Genomic DNA, 17,123 nt, shown 5'->3' with positions numbered 1-17,123 from the left:
GGTGGATCGGCTGAGAGGGTCAGGCGCGGTCGATCACTTGTCGAACGGCACCTCGCCAGCGTCACTGACCCCGGCACGCTGCCGGTACGCCAGGTGTCCGCCGAGGTACCCGCCGACGCTCACGACGCCGAGTCCGGCGAAGGCCAGCAGCTTCCCCGACGCCTGGTTGCCGCGCTTCCGCTGCAGCCAGGACAGCCCGTACAGGCTGATGCCGACCCAGTTCACGGCCTGGTGCACCCACCCGGTCCGGAGCTGTTCGCGGTCCAGCTCCGACCAGTCGACGTACCCGGCGACGCTCGCACTGCCGGCCGAGGCGACACCGACGCCGATCAGGGTCGTCGCGGCCTTCCGGTTGCCCTTCCCGCCGATCAGGTCCAGGACGGCGGCCGAGATCCAGGCACCGAGCGGCACCTGCACCATCAGCGGGTGGATCGGGTGCCCGAACGGCACCCCGTGCAGGAGCTGCCGCACGGCCCGCGGGCGGGCGAACGCGGTGACGACCTTCCGGTCGAAGTCGACGGCTGCATCGAGCACGCTCGCGTGCTCGATGGCTTCGGTCACGCGGCGCAGGGCCTTGATCTCGGGCATGTCGCCGACGCTAGCCGGGAGGCCCGTGGCCGGCCCCCAGGAACCGGCCACGGGCCTCCCGTCCGACGCCCGACCGCGCCTACTCCTCGACGAGCTCGCCTTCGGCCAGCGCGAACGGCTCGACCGTCAACGCCTGCCCGTCACCCGCGACGTCGACGCGCACCGTGTCGCCGTCGCGCACGTCCCCGGCCAGGATGGCCCGGGCGAGCTGGTCGTCGATCTGCCGCTGCATGAGCCGGCGGAGCGGCCTGGCCCCGTACGCCGGGTCGTACCCGCGCTCGGCGAGCCAGGCACGGGCGTCGGGCGTGACCGCGAGGTCGAGCCGGCGCCCGGACAGCCGCCGCGCCAGACGGTCGACGTACAGGGACACGATCTGGCCGAGGTCCTCCGGGCTGAGCGCCTGGAACACGACCATGTCGTCGAGTCGGTTGAGGAACTCCGGCCGGAACGCCTGCTGGACGAGCTCGCGGACACCGCTCTCGCGCTGCTCGGGCGTCAGGGCCGGGTCGGTGAGGAACTGGGAGCCGAGGTTCGAGGTGAGGACCAGGATCGTGTTCCGGAAGTCGACCGTCCGACCCTGACCGTCCGTCAGCCGCCCGTCGTCCAGGACCTGCAGCAGGACGTCGAACACCTCCGGGTGGGCCTTCTCGATCTCGTCGAGCAGGATCACCGAGTACGGCCGACGGCGGACGGACTCGGTGAGCTGCCCGCCGGCCTCGTACCCGACGTAGCCCGGCGGGGCGCCGATCAGCCGCGCGACGGAGTGCTTCTCGCCGTACTCGCTCATGTCGATGCGGACGAGGGCCTTCTCGTCGTCGAACAGGAACTCGGCGAGCGCCTTCGCCAACTCGGTCTTGCCGACGCCGGTGGGTCCGAGGAACAGGAACGAGCCGGTCGGCCGGTCCGGGTCGGAGATGCCGGCGCGGGTGCGTCGGACGGCTTCCGAGACGGCGGCGACGGCGGTGCGCTGCCCGATGATCCGGCGGCCCAGTTCGCTCTCGAGGTGCAGGAGCTTCTCGGTCTCGCCCTGCAGCAGCCGGCCGACGGGGATGCCGGTCCACTGCGCGATCACGGCGGCGATGTCCTCGTCGGTGACACTGTCGTTCACCATGCGGTCGGCGGACCCGGCCTGCTCGGCGGCGGCGAGTTCGGCCTCGATACGGGGCTTCTCGCCGTACTCCAGACGGGACACGGTCTCGTAGTCGGCTTCACGCTGGGCACGCTGCGAGCGCATGTTCAACTCGTCGAGCTGCTGCTTGAGCTCGCCGATCCGGTTCAGGGACGCCCGTTCGGCCTGCCAGCGGGTCTCGAGTTCGCGGAGCCGCTCCTCGCGGGACTGCAGTTCGGCGCGGAGGGTCGACAGCCGGGCCTTCGACGCGTCGTCCTTCTCCTGCTTCAGCGCGAACTCCTCGACGCGCAGCCGGTCGACGCTGCGCTTGAGTTCGTCGATCTCGACCGGGCTGGAGTCGATCTCCATGCGCAGGCGGCTGGCGGCCTCGTCGATGAGGTCGATCGCCTTGTCGGGCAGCTGGCGGCCGGAGATGTAGCGGTCGGACAGGGCCGACGCCGCGACCAGGGCGGAGTCGTTGATCGTCACCTTGTGGTGCGCCTCGTAGCGTTCCTTGAGCCCGCGGAGGATCGCGATGGTGTCCTCGACGCTCGGCTCCCCGACGTAGACCTGCTGGAACCGTCGTTCGAGGGCGGCGTCCTTCTCGATGTACTCGCGGTACTCGTCGAGCGTGGTCGCTCCGATCAGCCGGAGTTCGCCGCGGGCGAGCATCGGCTTGAGCATGTTCGACGCGGCGACGGACCCTTCGCCACCCCCGGCGCCCATCAGGGTGTGCAGCTCGTCGATGAAGGTGATGACCTGGCCGTCGGAGTCGTCGATCTCCTTGAGGACGGCCTTGAGCCGCTCCTCGAACTCGCCGCGGTACTTCGCGCCGGCGATGAGGGCCGACATGTCGAGCGAGACGAGCCGTTTGTCCTTGAGGGAGTCCGCGACGTCGCCGGCGACGATGCGCTGCGCGAGCCCCTCGACGACGGCGGTCTTGCCGACACCGGGCTCGCCGATGAGCACGGGGTTGTTCTTGGTGCGGCGGGTGAGCACCTGTGACACCCGTCGGATCTCGGCGTCGCGGCCGATCACCGGGTCGAGCTTGCCGCTGCGGGCGACCGCGGTGAGGTCGACGCCGTACTGCTCGAGGGCGGTCTTCTGCTTCTCCTGCGAGTCAGGGGCGCCCTGGAGGTTCGCCATGCGGTGTCCTTTCCGTTGCGTCGGTCGTGTGGTCACGAAGTCGTCGGACTCACTTGAGTCCTTCTGGCTCAACTTTACAACGGGCTGGTTTCTTCCGCTTCCGGTGATCGTACGTTCACGATGCCGATGGCACTCACCACGGCACCGGCCAGGAGCAGGACCGCCATCACCACCATCGCCCGGTGGACGCCGCTGACGCTGACCTCGCCGCCGAGGACGACCCCCGCGAGCGCGACCGTCACCAGGCCAGCGATCCGGGCGACCGCGTTGTTCACGGCAGACCCGACCCCGGCCTCCTGCTGCGGCACCGAGCCGAGCACGGCGCTCGTCAGCGGGGAGACCATGAGGGTGATCCCGAGTCCGACGAGCACCAGCCCGGGCAGCACACCCGTCCAGTAGCCGCTCGGGTCCTCGCCGACCGTGAGCATGAGGAGCGCGCCGACCGCCGCCACCGCGGGGCCCGCCGCCATGAACCACCGCGGACCGAACCGCCCGGCCAGTCCCCCGACCGTCGTCGAGAGCAGCAGGAGCACCACGGTCGGCGGCAGGGTCGCGAGGCCGGCCACCCACGCCGGGAAGGCCCAGACCTCCTGCAGGAACAGCGTGACGACGAAGAAGACCATGCCGAGGGCACCGTAGATCGACAGCGTGGCGAGGTTGCCGACCGCGAAGTTCCGGGCCCGGAACAGCGCGAGCGGCACGAGCGGCGACCCGGAGGTCCGCGTCACCCGGCGCTCCCACGGCACGAAGGCGACCAGCGCCAGCGCGCCGACGACCAGCGCGGCGACGACGACCGGTGCGCCCCACCCCAGGCGTTCCTGCTCGATGAGCCCGAGCACCACCCCGCCGACCCCGACCACTGCGAGCACCGCGCCCACCACGTCCACCCGGGGCCGGTCCCCCGCGACGACGTCACCCGAGATCCGCCGGACCAGCGGGATCGTCACCGCGATCGGCACCGCCGTGACGACGAAGATCCACCGCCAGCCGATGCCGTCCACGATGAGCCCGCCCACGACCGGGCCGAGGATCGACGCCGCGCTCGACCAGGCCGTCCACGTGCCGATCGCCTTCGCCTGCACGGCCCCGCGGAACGCCGCGACGATGAGGGCCAGCGCACTCGGGGTGACGAGCGCCCCACCCACGCCTTGGAACGCACGGGCGACGACGAGCACCTCGCCGGTCGGGGCGATCGCACACACCACCGAGGCGATGCCGAACACGACGAGCCCGGCCGTGATGATGCGCACCCGGCCGAACAGGTCCGACAGTGAGCCGGCGACGAGGATCAGCGACCCGAGCGTCACGAGGTAGGCGTCGACCGTCCACTGCTGCACGACCAGGCCGCCGCCGAGCTCCGTGCGGATGGCGGGCAGGGCCACGTTGACGACGCTCGAGTCGAGGCCGACCACGAACGAGGACAGGATCGCGACCACGAGCACGAGTCGGCGGTCGTCGTGGAGGGGTGCCGTGCCTCCCGGCCGGTCGGCGGCGGGGGCAGACGTCATGGTGCCATCATGCGCCGCTCGGCCAGCCCGTGGTGGCGGTGGGCGGGACGACGACAGCCCCCGTGCGGTCTGCGATGAAGCAGGTGCGCGGGGGCTGTCGGTCCCGGGGCCGGGATGCCGATGGATCGGCGGTCTGGAGGCGCTACTGGGTGCGCGAGTCGTTGTTCGGCTGCACAGTGTTCGGCTGCACCGTGTTCGTCTGCACCGTGGGACCGGGGTTCACGACCGGCTGCTGGACCGGAGCGGCCTGCTGTGCGGTCGCACCGTAGGACGCCGCGTCAGTCGCGTCCGGCGCGGTCGAGGCCTTGCGGTCGTCGGTGCCCATCTCCTTCTTGAAGATGTTGATCGACTGGCCGAGCCCCTTCGCGAGCGCCGGCAGCTTGGTCGCACCGAACAACAGCAGCACGATGCCCAGGATGATCACCAGGTGGATTCCGGTGAGGCCTTGCCACATGATGACTCCTTCGGTACTGGGACTGATCGCGTGGTCCGGTCGTCGTCGACCGGTGCGGCGGTGTCCCGCGGTCCACCCATGCTAACCGCCGGGGCCGGAGAATCACAGGCGGGCGGCGCAACGGACACCGTTCGTTCAGGGTGTACCCGCCTGCACCAGCCCGCCCCCGCGCACTCCCTCAGTAGGCGCCACGCGACCGGAGGACCGACGGCACCGTCCGGGCCAGGATGACGAGGTCGTGCAGGAAGGACCAGTTCTCGACGTAGTGCAGGTCGAGCCGGACCCCCTCGGCCCAGTCCAGGTCCGACCGTCCGCTCACCTGCCAGAGCCCGGTGATCCCCGGGGTCACGAGCAGACGGCGCTCGGCGTGGTCCGCGTAGGCGGCGACCTCGGCCGGGAGCGCCGGTCGCGGGCCCACCAGGCTCATCGACCCGGTCAGGACGTTCCAGAGCTGCGGGAGCTCGTCGAGCGACGTCCGACGGAGGAACGACCCCACGCGCGTCACCCGGGGATCGACCTGCAGCTTGAAGAGCGGCCCGGCGCCCTCGTTGGCCGCGAGCAGCTGCGCCTTCCGGTCCTCGGCGTCGACGGACATGGTCCGGAACTTGAGGATGGAGAACTCCGAGCCACCGCGCCCGACGCGCTGCTGGCGGAAGAACACCGGCCCGCCGTCGTCCAGACGGATCGCGACCGCCACGACGACCGCCACCGGCGTCAGCAGCACCAGCCCGCACAGCGCGCCGACGACGTCGAAGACCCGTTTGCTCGGGCGTCGTGTGTAGTCCGGCGTCTCGACGTGCATCAGCGGGAGACCGTCGACGGCTCGGTGGTGCACCCGCGCGGCCGCGACGTCGACGAGCGGCGAGGACACGACGAGCTCGACGCCGTCGCGCTCCAGTTCCCAGCCCAGCCGCCGCAGACGCTCGTGTCCGCCGGCGACCGCGCCGGCGAAGACGACCGCCCCGACGCCGGACCGCCGCGCGACGTCGAGGACGTCGTCGACACCGCCGAGCACCGGCACCCGGTTCGTCCCGTTGAGGGCCAAGCGCCCGCCCGGACACCCGTCTGCGAGCACACCCCGCACGCGGTACCCGGCCGCGGGCGTCGACTCGATGCGGTCCCCGACGTACTCGACGTCGCCCAGGTCGCCCACGAGCAGGACGTCGACCAGGTGGCGCCCCTCGGCTCGACGGCGGACGAGCGCGGTCCGCCAGGCCTTCCTGCTGACGGCGAGCAGCAGGGACGCGAGCAGGAACGCGACGGCCACGTACCCGCGGCTGATCTGCAGGTCGAGCAGGAACGCGGTCACGGCCAGCGTGCCGCCGGCCGTCAGTGACGCGAAGAGCAGCCGCCGGTACTCGTCCCCGCCGACCCCGACGACACGAGGGTCGCGCGTCCGCATCGTCACGAGCAGGACCGCCCAGAACACGATGGTCGCCAGCCCGGCGAGCCAGTCGACACCGACGGGGGCACGCACCAGCGAGCCGTCCGGGAACCGCACGACGTGCGCGGCGGCGAAGGCGACCACGAGTGCCACCAGGTCCGTCAGGGCCATGACCCAGCGGACCGAGACGAGACGCTCCGGTGCGGGCGCTGGTGCGGGTGCGGCGGCGGCGACGACGGCGACCGCACGGGACCGCGTCGACCGGGGAAGGGTCTGGGACATCGGGCCTCCTGATCTGGGGCGACCCGTCATCCAGCCGCCGCGAACGACGGACGGACCGACGCTCGAGGAGCCAGCATACCTCTTTCAGATATCACATGCCAGAAGCAGCGTCAGTCGGCGAGGACCCGGTCGAGCGTCCAGAGCACCGGCGCTGCCGTGAGTGCCGCCGCGTCCGCCTCGGTCACACCGGCGACGCGGTACTCGACCCGTTCACCGGGCAACAGCGTCATGAAGCCACGGTCGACCGTGCCGGTCGGCGAGACTCGGTCCGGCTGCAGGAGCAGGTCGCGCACGAGCGACTCCGCCTCGACGACCATCCGCACGCCGGAGCGGTCCGGCTCGTCCGACACCGTCACGCGGTAGTGCGCCGGCTGCCAGCGCATGTCCTGGTCGGGAGCCGGCGTCCACACCGCACGGCGCCAGTCCATGTCCGCCACGATCAGCTCACTCCGCGGGTCCGCGACGACACCGACGGAGGCCGGCAGCCGGACCACGGCGACCCCGGGGCCGTCGAGCACCACGGGCAGGTACTCCTCGGCCAGGATCTGCCCGGCGAGGTCGACCCGTCGGACCCGGACCACCGAGTCGATGCCGTTCCGGGCCGATCGGACGGCGACCTCGACCGGGGAGGCGGGGGTGTCGAGGTCCGACGACTGCGGGACCGGCAGCTGCGCGGTCGGCGGGTGCGCGCCTCCCGTCGGGTCCTCGCGCTCCGCGCCCGGCGCGAGCGGCGTGACCGTGGTGACCACGGTCGAGACCGGCCGGATCGCCACCAGGACGTCGTCGTACAGGCGACGGAGCTCGTGCGCGAGCGGCTTCCGGCGTCCGGCCGAGTCGATCGCCGACCACGACGACACCGGCCACAGGTCGTTGAGCTGCCACACGACGACGCCGGTGGTGCGCGGCCAGTGCGTCCGCCAGTGTTCGACCCCGGTCGCGATGGCGCGCGCCTGCTGCAGCTGCGTGAGCCAGTGCCACCGGTCGAGGTCGCCGTCCCAGCCTTCGCCGAACCGGGGCTCGAGACCGCGGGCGAGCTTGCCCATGCCGTCGTCGGCCTTCTGGTGGTGCACGACCCCGGGCGAGGTCGGCGTCATCGGGTCGTCCGTGACGGCCTCGCGGAGCGTCCGCCACGCGGGCGGCGCCTGCCAGCCGAACTCGGAGACGAAGCGCGGCACCGAGTCGCGGTAGTGCTCGTCCGACACCCGGTTCCAGACGTCCCACGAGTGGTGCGTCTCGTGGTCCACGTCGTTCGCGGCGAGCGCCTCCGACCCCGACCACGGCGACGCCACGGTGTAGAAGCGGGACGGGTCGACCGCGTCCACGATCGTCGGCAGCAGGTCGAGGTAGTAGTCGAGGCCCCAACCGCGGTCGCCGAGCTCCTCGCCCCACCCGTCGGCGTCGTGCAGCCAGATGTTCTCGTTGTTGCCGTTCCAGACCACCAGGGAGGGGTGTCGGGCCAGCCGGCCGACGTTGTCCCGCGCCTCGGCGATGACCTCGCTGCGGATCGGCTCGATCTCCGGGTAGGCGGCGCAGGCGAACAGGAAGTCCTGCCAGACCAGCAGCCCGAGTTCGTCGCAGCGCTGGTAGAAGTCGTGCGACTCGTAGACCCCGCCGCCCCACACCCGCACCAGGTTCGTGTTGAGCGCCACGGCAGCGTCGAGCCGTTCGGCGTACCGCTCCTTCGTCACGCGCGAGACGATGACGTCGTCCGGGATCCAGTTCACCCCGCGGACGTCGATCAGGGTGCTGTTCACCCGGATCGCGAACGGCCGTCCGACCGAGTCCTCGGCCGTGTCCACGTGCACCGAGCGGAAGCCGGTGCGGAAGGACGTGCGGTCGAGGACGTCGCCGTCGACCGTCTGCAGGTGCACCTCGACGTCGTACAGCGGCTGCGGGCCGTACCCGCGCGGCCACCACAGTTCGGCCTCGGGGATCCGGACCGTCACGACGGCCTCGTCCTCCTTCGGCGTCACGTTGACCCGGGAGCGCTGCTTCGTGCCGTGGCCCGAGACCGTGACGACGAGCACCAGGTCGTCGTCCTCGCCGTCCTGGTCCAGGTCGTTCATGCCGGAGCGCTCGAACGCGATGTGGGCGTCGAGCACGCCCTCCCCCGCCTCGACGTCGACCAGCGGCCGGACGTCCCGCAGCCGAGCCGTCGACCACCGCTCGATCGCGACCGGACGCCACGGCCCGCTCGTGACCGCCGTCAGGCCCCAGTCCCAGCCGAAGTTCGAGGCCTGCTTCCGCACGTACGGGAACGGCTCGTCGTACGGGCCGGGCATCGTGCCGGCGCGGGCGGCGACCCGTTCGGCCTCGCGGTACGGCGACTCGAACAGGACCTCGAGCTCGCGGTCGGTGTTCGCGTTCGTCCCGTCGGTCATGTCGAGCAGGTCGAAGCGGTAGCGACGGTGCATGTTCTTGGTGGTCCCGACCTGCACGCCGTCGAGCGTCAGGGTGGCGACCGTGTCGAGGCCGTCGCAGACCAGGTCGACGCGTTCGAACCCGCGTGGGTCGACGTCGACGACCCGTCGGTAGACCCAGTCGGTTTGCCCGACCCACGCGGTCGACGACTCGTTGCGGTCGAACGTCGGGTCCGGCAGCAGTCCCTCGCGCTCGAGGTCGGTGTGCACCTGACCGGGCACGGTCGCCGGGAGGACCCGGCCACGCACCGCCTGCGGCAGGTCGTCACGCGCGCCCTCCTCGGCCGCCGAAACGGTCCAGTCGTCGCGGAGTTCCTCGCGTTCGAGGGTCATGCGGGTCCTTCTCTGCTGGCGGATCGGACCGCGTCGAGCGCGGTCCGGGACGTCGTCCGACTCGCCGCCGCCTCGTCGGCCACGGCCGGGAGGCACGGCACCGGTCGCCCGGGCGTCGTCACGTCGCGCACGCGGACCGGCGGGCGGTCGCACGTGGGGATGCTCGGTGATGCTAGTACGGCTGCCCGGCATCCCGGTCCGAGGTGTGGACGCGCGGTCCACGGGGCGCGAGGTGTGGGCTGACGTGCCACGGGCCTCCCGGCCGGGACGGAACCGCGAGTGCCAGGGTGGAGCGCATGATCAGCGTCGAACTCGCCCGCTCCCTGCGTGACGCCGGCCTCCGCTGGCACCCGGACACCGGCGACCGCTTCGTGATCGACAAGCCGGGCATCGACGAGGACGTCTACACGGTGTCCGAGATGACCGTCGAACGTCACGACCACCCGACCGGCACCATCTTGGGCTTCAACGGGACGACGGAGTGGGCGCTCGACTCGGTGACGGCGGAGGAGTCGCTCTGGCTGCCGCGCGAGGACCAGCTCCGCGAACTGCTCGGGCCCGCGTTCGTCGGACTGACCCGGACGACCTCGCCCGCGGCAGGGGTCGTGCACACGGTCACCGCCCGGATCGACGGCGTCGAGCGGTCCTTCGCCGCGGCGGACCCGGCGATCGCGTACGGCGAGGCATTGGCGGCCTACATCGCCGCGGCGCTCGACTGATCCGGGGCCGACGCGACCACCGAGCAGCACTTGAGTCGACTCGGCGCAACTTCCCAGCTGCCCACCTTGACGCCCAGCCAGCCCGGAGTAGAGTTGAGTCCATCGGACGCAAGTCCGAGCAGACTTTGCTCCACTACCGAAAGGGAGTCCCATGGGACGCGCAGTAGGAATCGACCTCGGAACCACCAACTCGGTCGTCAGCGTGCTCGAGGGCGGTGAGCCCACCGTCATCGCGAACGCCGAGGGCCTCCGCACCACGCCGTCGATCGTCGCCTTCACGAAGGACGGCGAGGTCCTGGTCGGCGAGACCGCCAAGCGCCAGGCCGTCACGAACGTCGACCGCACCATCGCCTCGGTCAAGCGCCACATCGGCACCGACTGGACGACCGACATCGACGGCAAGAAGTACACGCCGCAGGAGATCTCGGCTCGCACCCTCGGCAAGCTCAAGCGCGACGCCGAGCAGTACCTCGGTGAAGACGTCACCGACGCGGTCATCACCGTCCCGGCGTACTTCAACGACGCCGAGCGCCAGGCCACGAAGGACGCCGGTGAGATCGCCGGCCTCAACGTCCTCCGCATCATCAACGAGCCGACCGCGGCCGCGCTGGCCTACGGCCTCGACAAGGGCAAGGAAGACGAGCTCATCCTGGTCTTCGACCTCGGTGGCGGCACGTTCGACGTCTCCCTGCTCGAGGTGGGCAAGGACGACGACTTCTCGACCATCCAGGTCCGTGCCACCTCCGGCGACAACCGCCTCGGCGGCGACGACTGGGACCAGCGCATCGTCGACCACCTGGTCAAGAAGTTCAAGGCCGACCACGGCGTCGACCTCTCCACGGACAAGATCGCGAAGCAGCGCCTCAAGGAGGCCGCCGAGCAGGCGAAGAAGGAGCTGTCGAGCCAGCTCAGCGCCAACATCCAGCTGCCCTACCTCACGCTCACCAGCGAGGGCCCGCTGAACCTCGACGAGACCATCTCGCGCGCACAGTTCGAGCAGATGACCTCCGACCTGCTCGACCGCACCAAGAAGCCCTTCAACGACGTCATCAAGGAAGCGGGCGTGTCGGTCAACGACATCGCGCACGTCGTCCTCGTCGGCGGCTCGACCCGTATGCCCGCCGTGGCCGAGGTCGTCAAGTCGCTGACCGGTGGCAAGTCGCCGAACCAGGGCGTCAACCCGGACGAGGTCGTCGCCGTCGGTGCCGCGCTGCAGGCCGGCGTCCTCAAGGGCGAGCGCAAGGACGTCCTGCTCATCGACGTCACCCCGCTCTCGCTCGGCATCGAGACCAAGGGCGGCCTGATGACGAAGCTCATCGACCGCAACACCGCGATCCCGACCAAGCGCAGCGAGACCTTCACCACCGCCGACTCGAACCAGCCGTCGGTCGCGATCCAGGTCTTCCAGGGCGAGCGCGAGTTCACCCGCGACAACAAGCCGCTCGGCACCTTCGAGCTCACCGGCATCGCCCCGGCACCCGCGGGCATCCCGCAGATCGAGGTCACGTTCGACATCGACGCCAACGGCATCGTGCACGTGTCCGCGAAGGACAAGGGCACCGGCAAGGAGCAGTCGATGGTCATCTCCGGCGGCTCGTCGCTGCCGAAGGAGGACATCGAGCGCATGGTCCGCGAAGCCGAGGAGCACGCGGCCGAGGACAAGGCCCGTCGCGAAGCCAGCGAGCGTCGCAACCAGGCCGAGCAGCTCGCCTACTCGATCGAGAAGCTCATCAAGGAGAACGACGAGAAGCTCCCCGCGGACGTCAAGTCCGAGGTGCAGGCCGACGTCGACGCGCTGAAGTCGGCCCTCGCGGGTGACGACGACGACGCGGTGAAGACCGCCTTCGACAAGCTCAACGAGTCCCAGGGCAAGATCGGCCAGGCCATCTACGCGCAGGACCAGTCGGCCGCTGCCGCCGGTCCGGAGTCGGGCGCCGAAGGCCAGGCCGCCGGTGACGACGAGGACATCGTCGACGCCGAGGTCGTGGACGACGAGGACGACAAGGACAAGAAGTAACCGATGGCTGACCCGAACAACGACAACGGCAACGTCGACGACGCCCAGGACCCGCAGGTCGAGGGCGACGCCACCAACGCGACCGAGCCCGAGGACCTCATCGAGGCCGAGGGGCCCGACGTCGAGGTCCCGGTCGACGGCCCCGCGGCCGGTGGCCCAGCCGACGACCTCAGCCCGGAGGACGAAGCCCTCCTCGCCGATGCCGCCTCCGGCATCGCCGAGGACCGGCTCTCGCCGTCCGACCGCGACCTGGTCGCCGAGATGCGGACGGACATGCTCCGTGCGCAGGCCGAGCTGGTGAACTTCCGGAAGCGCGTCGAGCGTGACCGGGACGCCAACCGCGAGGTCGTCATCGCCGAGGTCGTGCGGGCACTGCTCCCCGCCCTCGACGACCTGAACCGTGCCGAGGCGCACGGTGACCTGACCGACGGACCGATGCACGTCATCGCGCAGAAGATCCGCGGCGGTTTCGACCGGTTCAAGCTCGTGCAGATCGGTGAGAAGGGCGAGTCCTTCGACCCGAACGTGCACGAGGCCATCGTCCAGCTGCCCACGCCGGGCGCCACCAGCCAGACCGTGGCGGACGTCGTGGAGCCGGGCTACAAGCTCGGCGACCGCGTCATCCGTGCCGCCAAGGTCGCGGTGGCGGTCCCGGCCTGAGCGCCGGCGACGAAAGAAGGGAGGTGAGCCGTGGCCAGTCAGGACTGGTTCGACAAGGACTTCTACGCCGTGCTCGGAGTGTCGAAGGACGCATCCGAAGCTGAGCTCAAGAAGACGTACCGGAAGCTCGCGCGGCAGTACCACCCGGACTCCAACCCGGGTGATGCGGCCGCCGAGGCGAAGTTCAAGGAACTGAGCGAGGCGTACTCGGTGCTCTCCGACAAGGAGCAGCGCGCAGAGTACGACCAGGTCCGCGCCATGGGCTCCGGCGCCCGCTTCACCGCGGGTGGTCCGGGCGGCCAGGGCGGCTTCGAGGACGTCTTCGGCGGCATGTTCGGCGGCGGCCAGGGCGGTGGCGGACAGCGCGTCCGGTTCGGTCAGGGCGGCGGCGGTGCCGGCGGCTTCGAGGACATCCTCGGCGGAATGTTCGGCGGTGGCGGCTTCGGCCAGAACACCGGCGGCTTCCGCGGCTTCGGTGGCCCGACGAAGGGGCGCGACGTCACAGCGACGACGACCCTCGACTTCGCCACCGCGATCGCCGGCGACACCGTCAAGCTCGCACAGGGGAACGGCCGGCAGGTGAACGTCCGCATCCCCGCGGGTGTGGCCGACGGCCAGAAGATCCGGCTGCGCGGGCGTGGCGAGCCGAGTCCCGACGGCGGTGAGGCGGGTGACCTCGTGGTCGCCGTCACCGTCCGGAAGCACCCGGTGTTCGAGCGCGACGGCCTGAACCTGCGGATCGACGTGCCGGTGACGTTCGTCGAGGCCGCGCTCGGCGCCACGATCGAGGTCCCCACGCTCGGCGGTCCGACCGTCAAGCTGCGGGTCGCCCCGGGCACGCCGTCCGGGCGCGTCCTGCGCGTCAAGGGGCGCGGGGTCACGACCAAGAACGGCACCGGCGACCTGCTCGCCACCGTCCAGGTCGCTGTCCCGTCCCACCTGTCGGACAAGGCACGCGAGGCGCTCGACGCCCTCGCGGCCGCCCTGCCCGACGAGGACCCCCGCGAGGACCTCCTCGCCAAGGCACGCGGCTAGCGTCGCGTCCGACCCGGCCGGGAGGCACGGTGCGGCTCCGTCAGGAACCGGCACCGAGCCTCCCGGCCGGCCCACATCGACACCGACACCTGCGACACCCGACGGAAGGAGCGCCCGATGGCCGACCTGGACGAGCACTCCCCCGTCTTCGCGATCGCGGTCGCGGCGGAGCTCGCGGAGATGCACCCGCAGACGCTGCGGCAGTACGACCGGCTCGGGCTGGTCGTCCCCGGCCGGACCCGCGGCGGCTCCCGGCGGTACTCGATGCGCGACATCACCCAGCTGCGGGAGATCGCGCGACTGGGCTCGGAAGGGGTGTCCCTCGAGGGGATCCGCCGGGTGCTCGAGCTCGAGAACGAGAACACCCTGCTGCGGGCCCGCGTCCGCGACCTCGAACGCGCCCTCGCCGACCAGCTCATCAGCCGGCCGGGTGCCCGTGTGTTCGCGGCGACCGCGACCGGCGCCGCCGTCTCCCTCCGCGCCGGTGCCCGCCCGCAGCGCAACAACGCGGTCGTGCTCTACCGTCCGCAGCGCTGAGCACCCGCCGGTCACGCGCAGACACGTCTCACACACGATCGCACCTGACGTCGTCCCGGTCCGGATCCGGACCGGCGGGGTCCGGCAGCAGGTGCGCTGACCAGGTCGCCCGCTCGGCGAGTCGACCGTCGCGGACGTCGATCGCCACGCGCAGGGCGATGAGGCTGTTCCGGATGTCCGGCCAGGGCAGAGCCGACTGCAGGTCGCGGTGCCGGAGCCGGAACACCAGCCCGTCGAGGGAGCCGCGGAGCGCCGCCGTCACCATCGGGTTCCGGCACTCGTCGATGAACGTGCGGTAGATCGGCGTCGCCGCGTCCGCAGCCGGCTGCCACGACGGCGCCTCGAGGCAGTCGAGCAGCACGCCGAGTCGCCGGAAGACCGCACTGCGACTCCGGTCACCCAGTCGCGGCACGGTGATCCGGACCACACCGCCGAAGAGCAGCCCGAGGGCCTGGAGTGCCGGGACGACGTCCTCCTGCGCGGGGACCGCCACCCTGGTGTAGCGGTTCGGCCGGAGCTCGACGAGCCCGAGGTGTGCCAGGTCGGCCAAGGCCTCGCGCACCGGAGTCCGCGAACACCCGAGGCGCGCGGCGAGCTCCTGGTCGTCGAGCCGCTGCCCGGGGACGACCGCTCCGCTCATGATCTCGGCACGCAGACGCTCACGGGCGAGGTCGCGCAGCAGCGGCCTGGTGTCGTGTCGCGGTGGGAACATCGGCACTCTCGCTGCTCGACCAGGCCCGGACGGTCCGGGAACTCACGAGCGTAGGGTCCAGAACGGTCTGTGTCGCGTGTGACATACCACTGCTCCCCGTGGTGTGGTCCGGATGCCAGTCCGGCCCGGTTACCCTCGGACCGTGCCGTCATTCGACTTCGCGGACCACTTCCGCCGTTCCCCCGCCGACCGCGGTCCGGACCTGATGACCATCGACGGCACGGACCGGTTCCTGCTCGACGAGGCGCCGCACGTGCACGGCGACGCACTCCGGCAGCCCGGCGAGGTCGCGGTCGTCGACGACCGGTACGGCGTCCTGACCCTCGGGCTGCTGTCCCTGCACGGAGCCGACGGCATCCGTGTCGTGCAGGACTCCCTGACGAGCGAGCGAGCCCTCGGCGCCGCCGCCGGCACGTTCGGGCGCCGTGGCTTCACCCACCCCCGGAGCCTCGAGGACGCCTTCCGGAACGTCCGACTCGTGCTGCTCCGCCTGCCGAAGTCGAACGACCGGCTGGACGAGGTCGCCCGGGCCGTCGCGCGGTGGGCCGCCCCCGACGTGGTGCTGCTCTGCGGTGGGGTCAACAAGCACATGACGCTGTCGCAGAACGACGTCCTCCGTCGGTACTTCGGCGACGTCACGGCCTCGCGCGGTCGGGGCAAGAGCCGACTGCTCGTCGCGCAGGACCCCCTCGCCGCCGCTGCTGCCCGCGCTGCCGTCACCGCTCCGTGGCCCCGGCGCGTGCACCTCGACGAACTCGGCATGACGATCGCTGCGCACGGTGGGGTGTTCGCCGGGGCATCACTCGACCTCGGGACGCGGGTGCTGCTCGAGGCGATGGACGACGCGGTGCCCACGGCCCGGACCGCGGTGGACCTCGGCAGCGGGAACGGCGTCATCGCGGTCGAGCTCGCACGTCGCAGGCCGGCCGTCCGGGTCATCGCGACGGACGTCACCTCGACCGCGGTCGCCTCGACCACCGCGACCGCCGAGGCGAACGGCGTCGCCGACCGGGTCCGGGTCCTCCGGAGTGACGCCGGGGACGAGATCGACGCCGGCAGCGCCCAGCTCGTGCTGTGCAACCCACCCTTCCACGAGGGCACCACGGTGAGTACCGACGCAGCCGAGGCGATGTTCCGGAACGCGGCCACGATCCTCCAGGCCGGCGGCGAACTGTGGTGCGTCTGGAACTCGCACCTGCGGTACCGCCCGGTCCTCGAACGCCTGGTCGGCCCGACCCGACAGGTCGTGCGCACCGCGAAGTTCACGGTGACCGCCTCGGTCGCCACCGGCTGACACTGCTCGACACGACGAAGCCCCCACACCGATCGGTGCGGGGGCTTCGTCGTGTCGGATCGGACTACGCCGGGACGTAGTCGAACGTGTCGGGGTCCGGGCCGGTGCGGTGGCCCTTGTCGAGCACCGTGATGTCCGTCATGTCCTCGTCGGAGAGCTCGAAGTCGAAGATCGCGAAGTTCTCCTCGACGCGCGAACGGGTGACCGACTTCGGGAAGACGATGTCGCCGCGCTGGATGTGCCAGCGGAGGACGACCTGTGCCGGGGTCTTACCCGTGGCACCGGAGATGCGGACGATGGTCTCGTCGTCGAGGACGAGGCCCTGTGCGATCGGGGACCAGGCCTCGGTTGCGATGCCGTGCTCGCGGCCGTAGGCGCGAAGCTCCTCCTGCGCGAGGTACGGGTGCACCTCGATCTGGTTGACGGCCGGGGTGACGGTCGTCTCCGCGGCGAGGCGGTTGAGGTGGTGGGCCTGGAAGTTGCTCACACCGATGCTGCGGCTGGTGCCGGCGTGGTAGAGCTCCTCGAGGGCCTTCCACGTCGGGACGAAGTCCGAGACGGTCGGCAGGGGCCAGTGGATGAGGAACAGGTCGGTGTAGCCGCCGAGCAGGTCAGCCGACTTCTTGCCGTTCTCGGCAGCGAGTTCGGGGGCGTGGAAGCCGTTGTTGAGCTTCGACGTGACGAAGATCTCGGAGCGGTCGATGCCGGACTCCGCGATCGCCTCGCCGACCTCCTTCTCGTTGCCGTACATCTCGGCGGTGTCGATGTGGCGGTACCCGACCTCGAGCGCGGCCAGGGTCGCGGCCTTCGTCTCGGCGGGATCGATCTGGTAGACGCCGAAGCCGAGCTGGGGGATCGTGCGTCCGTCGTTGAGCGTGATGTTCGGAACGGTGGTCATGCCGTCCATCCAACTCCTCGCCCCTCAG

Annotated in this window: 14 protein-coding genes; 6 read left to right on the top strand and 8 right to left on the bottom strand. The window is 71.1% G+C overall.

Going from position 1 to position 17,123, the window contains the following annotated elements:
- Positions 1-33: 33 nt before the first annotated feature.
- The 6 genes from DEI97_RS02405 to DEI97_RS02380 all read right to left on the bottom strand — a co-directional run bounded on the left by DEI97_RS02405 (position 34) and on the right by DEI97_RS02380 (position 9,223).
- Positions 34-588 (bottom strand): DUF2231 domain-containing protein, encoded by a 555-nt coding sequence (locus DEI97_RS02405; RefSeq protein ID WP_111075879.1) that lies wholly within the window; start codon positions 586-588, stop codon positions 34-36.
- A 79-nt stretch (positions 589-667) separates the two neighbouring features.
- The gene (locus tag DEI97_RS02400) at positions 668-2,842 is read right to left on the bottom strand and encodes an ATP-dependent Clp protease ATP-binding subunit (RefSeq protein ID WP_111075878.1); all 2,175 of its coding nucleotides are present in this window, start codon (positions 2,840-2,842) and stop codon (positions 668-670) included.
- A gap of 74 nt (positions 2,843-2,916) precedes the next feature.
- A complete protein-coding gene (locus DEI97_RS02395; protein ID WP_111075877.1) occupies positions 2,917-4,350 on the bottom strand; it encodes an MFS transporter in 1,434 nt (477 codons plus the stop codon).
- A gap of 142 nt (positions 4,351-4,492) precedes the next feature.
- The gene (tatA, locus tag DEI97_RS02390) at positions 4,493-4,804 is read right to left on the bottom strand and encodes a twin-arginine translocase TatA/TatE family subunit (protein WP_111075876.1); all 312 of its coding nucleotides are present in this window, start codon (positions 4,802-4,804) and stop codon (positions 4,493-4,495) included.
- A gap of 178 nt (positions 4,805-4,982) precedes the next feature.
- The gene (locus DEI97_RS02385) at positions 4,983-6,470 is read right to left on the bottom strand and encodes a sugar transferase (protein ID WP_181439332.1); all 1,488 of its coding nucleotides are present in this window, start codon (positions 6,468-6,470) and stop codon (positions 4,983-4,985) included.
- Between the two features lie 110 nt (positions 6,471-6,580).
- Positions 6,581-9,223, bottom strand: a complete 2,643-nt coding sequence (locus DEI97_RS02380; protein WP_111075874.1) for a glycoside hydrolase family 2 protein — start codon at positions 9,221-9,223, stop codon at positions 6,581-6,583.
- A 296-nt stretch (positions 9,224-9,519) separates the two neighbouring features.
- Here DEI97_RS02380 and DEI97_RS02375 point away from each other — a divergent pair, with 296 nt between their 5' ends.
- From DEI97_RS02375 to DEI97_RS02355, 5 genes are all read left to right on the top strand, one after another.
- Positions 9,520-9,942 carry a pilus assembly protein CpaE gene (locus DEI97_RS02375; RefSeq protein WP_111075918.1) on the top strand — a complete coding sequence of 141 codons (423 nt, stop codon included), beginning with the start codon at positions 9,520-9,522 and terminating at the stop codon, positions 9,940-9,942.
- A gap of 151 nt (positions 9,943-10,093) precedes the next feature.
- A complete protein-coding gene (gene dnaK / locus DEI97_RS02370) occupies positions 10,094-11,959 on the top strand; it encodes a molecular chaperone DnaK (RefSeq protein ID WP_111075873.1) in 1,866 nt (621 codons plus the stop codon).
- Between the two features lie 3 nt (positions 11,960-11,962).
- On the top strand, positions 11,963-12,619 hold the full coding sequence (locus DEI97_RS02365; RefSeq protein WP_111075872.1) for a nucleotide exchange factor GrpE: 657 nt from the start codon (positions 11,963-11,965) through the stop codon (positions 12,617-12,619).
- 30 nt (positions 12,620-12,649) lie between these two features.
- Complete coding sequence (locus DEI97_RS02360) at positions 12,650-13,654, top strand: DnaJ C-terminal domain-containing protein (protein WP_111075871.1); 1,005 nt, start codon at positions 12,650-12,652, stop codon at positions 13,652-13,654.
- A 117-nt stretch (positions 13,655-13,771) separates the two neighbouring features.
- Positions 13,772-14,191: a heat shock protein transcriptional repressor HspR gene (locus tag DEI97_RS02355; RefSeq protein WP_111075870.1), complete on the top strand. Its 420-nt coding sequence runs from the start codon at positions 13,772-13,774 to the stop codon at positions 14,189-14,191.
- A 28-nt stretch (positions 14,192-14,219) separates the two neighbouring features.
- Here DEI97_RS02355 and DEI97_RS02350 read toward each other — a convergent pair whose 3' ends face one another.
- Entirely contained in the window at positions 14,220-14,903 is a 684-nt protein-coding gene (locus tag DEI97_RS02350; RefSeq protein ID WP_111075869.1) for a GntR family transcriptional regulator, read from the bottom strand.
- Positions 14,904-15,045: 142 nt separating this feature from the next.
- On the opposite strand from DEI97_RS02350, the gene DEI97_RS02345 reads away from it, so the two are divergent.
- Entirely contained in the window at positions 15,046-16,197 is a 1,152-nt protein-coding gene (locus tag DEI97_RS02345; protein WP_258376767.1) for a class I SAM-dependent methyltransferase, read from the top strand.
- 64 nt (positions 16,198-16,261) lie between these two features.
- On the opposite strand, the gene DEI97_RS02340 is transcribed toward DEI97_RS02345, so the two are convergent.
- Positions 16,262-17,095 (bottom strand): aldo/keto reductase, encoded by an 834-nt coding sequence (locus DEI97_RS02340; protein ID WP_111075916.1) that lies wholly within the window; start codon positions 17,093-17,095, stop codon positions 16,262-16,264.
- Positions 17,096-17,123: the final 28 nt, after the last annotated feature.

Source organism: Curtobacterium sp. MCLR17_032 (assembly GCF_003234795.2).
Taxonomy (GTDB): Bacteria; Actinomycetota; Actinomycetes; order Actinomycetales; family Microbacteriaceae; genus Curtobacterium.
Note: the sequence above shows the minus strand (reverse complement) of the source record. Positions and strands in the feature narration are given on the sequence as shown.

Excerpts from the sequence above, each read along its gene's own strand:
- DEI97_RS02380 (WP_111075874.1), bottom strand. The coding sequence starts at position 9,223 with ATGACCCTCGAACGCGAGGAACTCCGCGACGACTGGACCGTTTCGGCG.
- DEI97_RS02355 (WP_111075870.1), top strand. The coding sequence starts at position 13,772 with ATGGCCGACCTGGACGAGCACTCCCCCGTCTTCGCGATCGCGGTCGCG.
- DEI97_RS02365 (WP_111075872.1), top strand. The coding sequence starts at position 11,963 with ATGGCTGACCCGAACAACGACAACGGCAACGTCGACGACGCCCAGGAC.
- DEI97_RS02350 (WP_111075869.1), bottom strand. The coding sequence starts at position 14,903 with ATGTTCCCACCGCGACACGACACCAGGCCGCTGCTGCGCGACCTCGCC.
- DEI97_RS02405 (WP_111075879.1), bottom strand. The coding sequence starts at position 588 with ATGCCCGAGATCAAGGCCCTGCGCCGCGTGACCGAAGCCATCGAGCAC.
- dnaK (WP_111075873.1), top strand. The coding sequence starts at position 10,094 with ATGGGACGCGCAGTAGGAATCGACCTCGGAACCACCAACTCGGTCGTC.
- DEI97_RS02340 (WP_111075916.1), bottom strand. The coding sequence starts at position 17,095 with ATGACCACCGTTCCGAACATCACGCTCAACGACGGACGCACGATCCCC.
- tatA (WP_111075876.1), bottom strand. The coding sequence starts at position 4,804 with ATGTGGCAAGGCCTCACCGGAATCCACCTGGTGATCATCCTGGGCATC.
- DEI97_RS02400 (WP_111075878.1), bottom strand. The coding sequence starts at position 2,842 with ATGGCGAACCTCCAGGGCGCCCCTGACTCGCAGGAGAAGCAGAAGACC.
- DEI97_RS02385 (WP_181439332.1), bottom strand. The coding sequence starts at position 6,470 with ATGTCCCAGACCCTTCCCCGGTCGACGCGGTCCCGTGCGGTCGCCGTC.
- DEI97_RS02395 (WP_111075877.1), bottom strand. The coding sequence starts at position 4,350 with ATGACGTCTGCCCCCGCCGCCGACCGGCCGGGAGGCACGGCACCCCTC.
- DEI97_RS02375 (WP_111075918.1), top strand. The coding sequence starts at position 9,520 with ATGATCAGCGTCGAACTCGCCCGCTCCCTGCGTGACGCCGGCCTCCGC.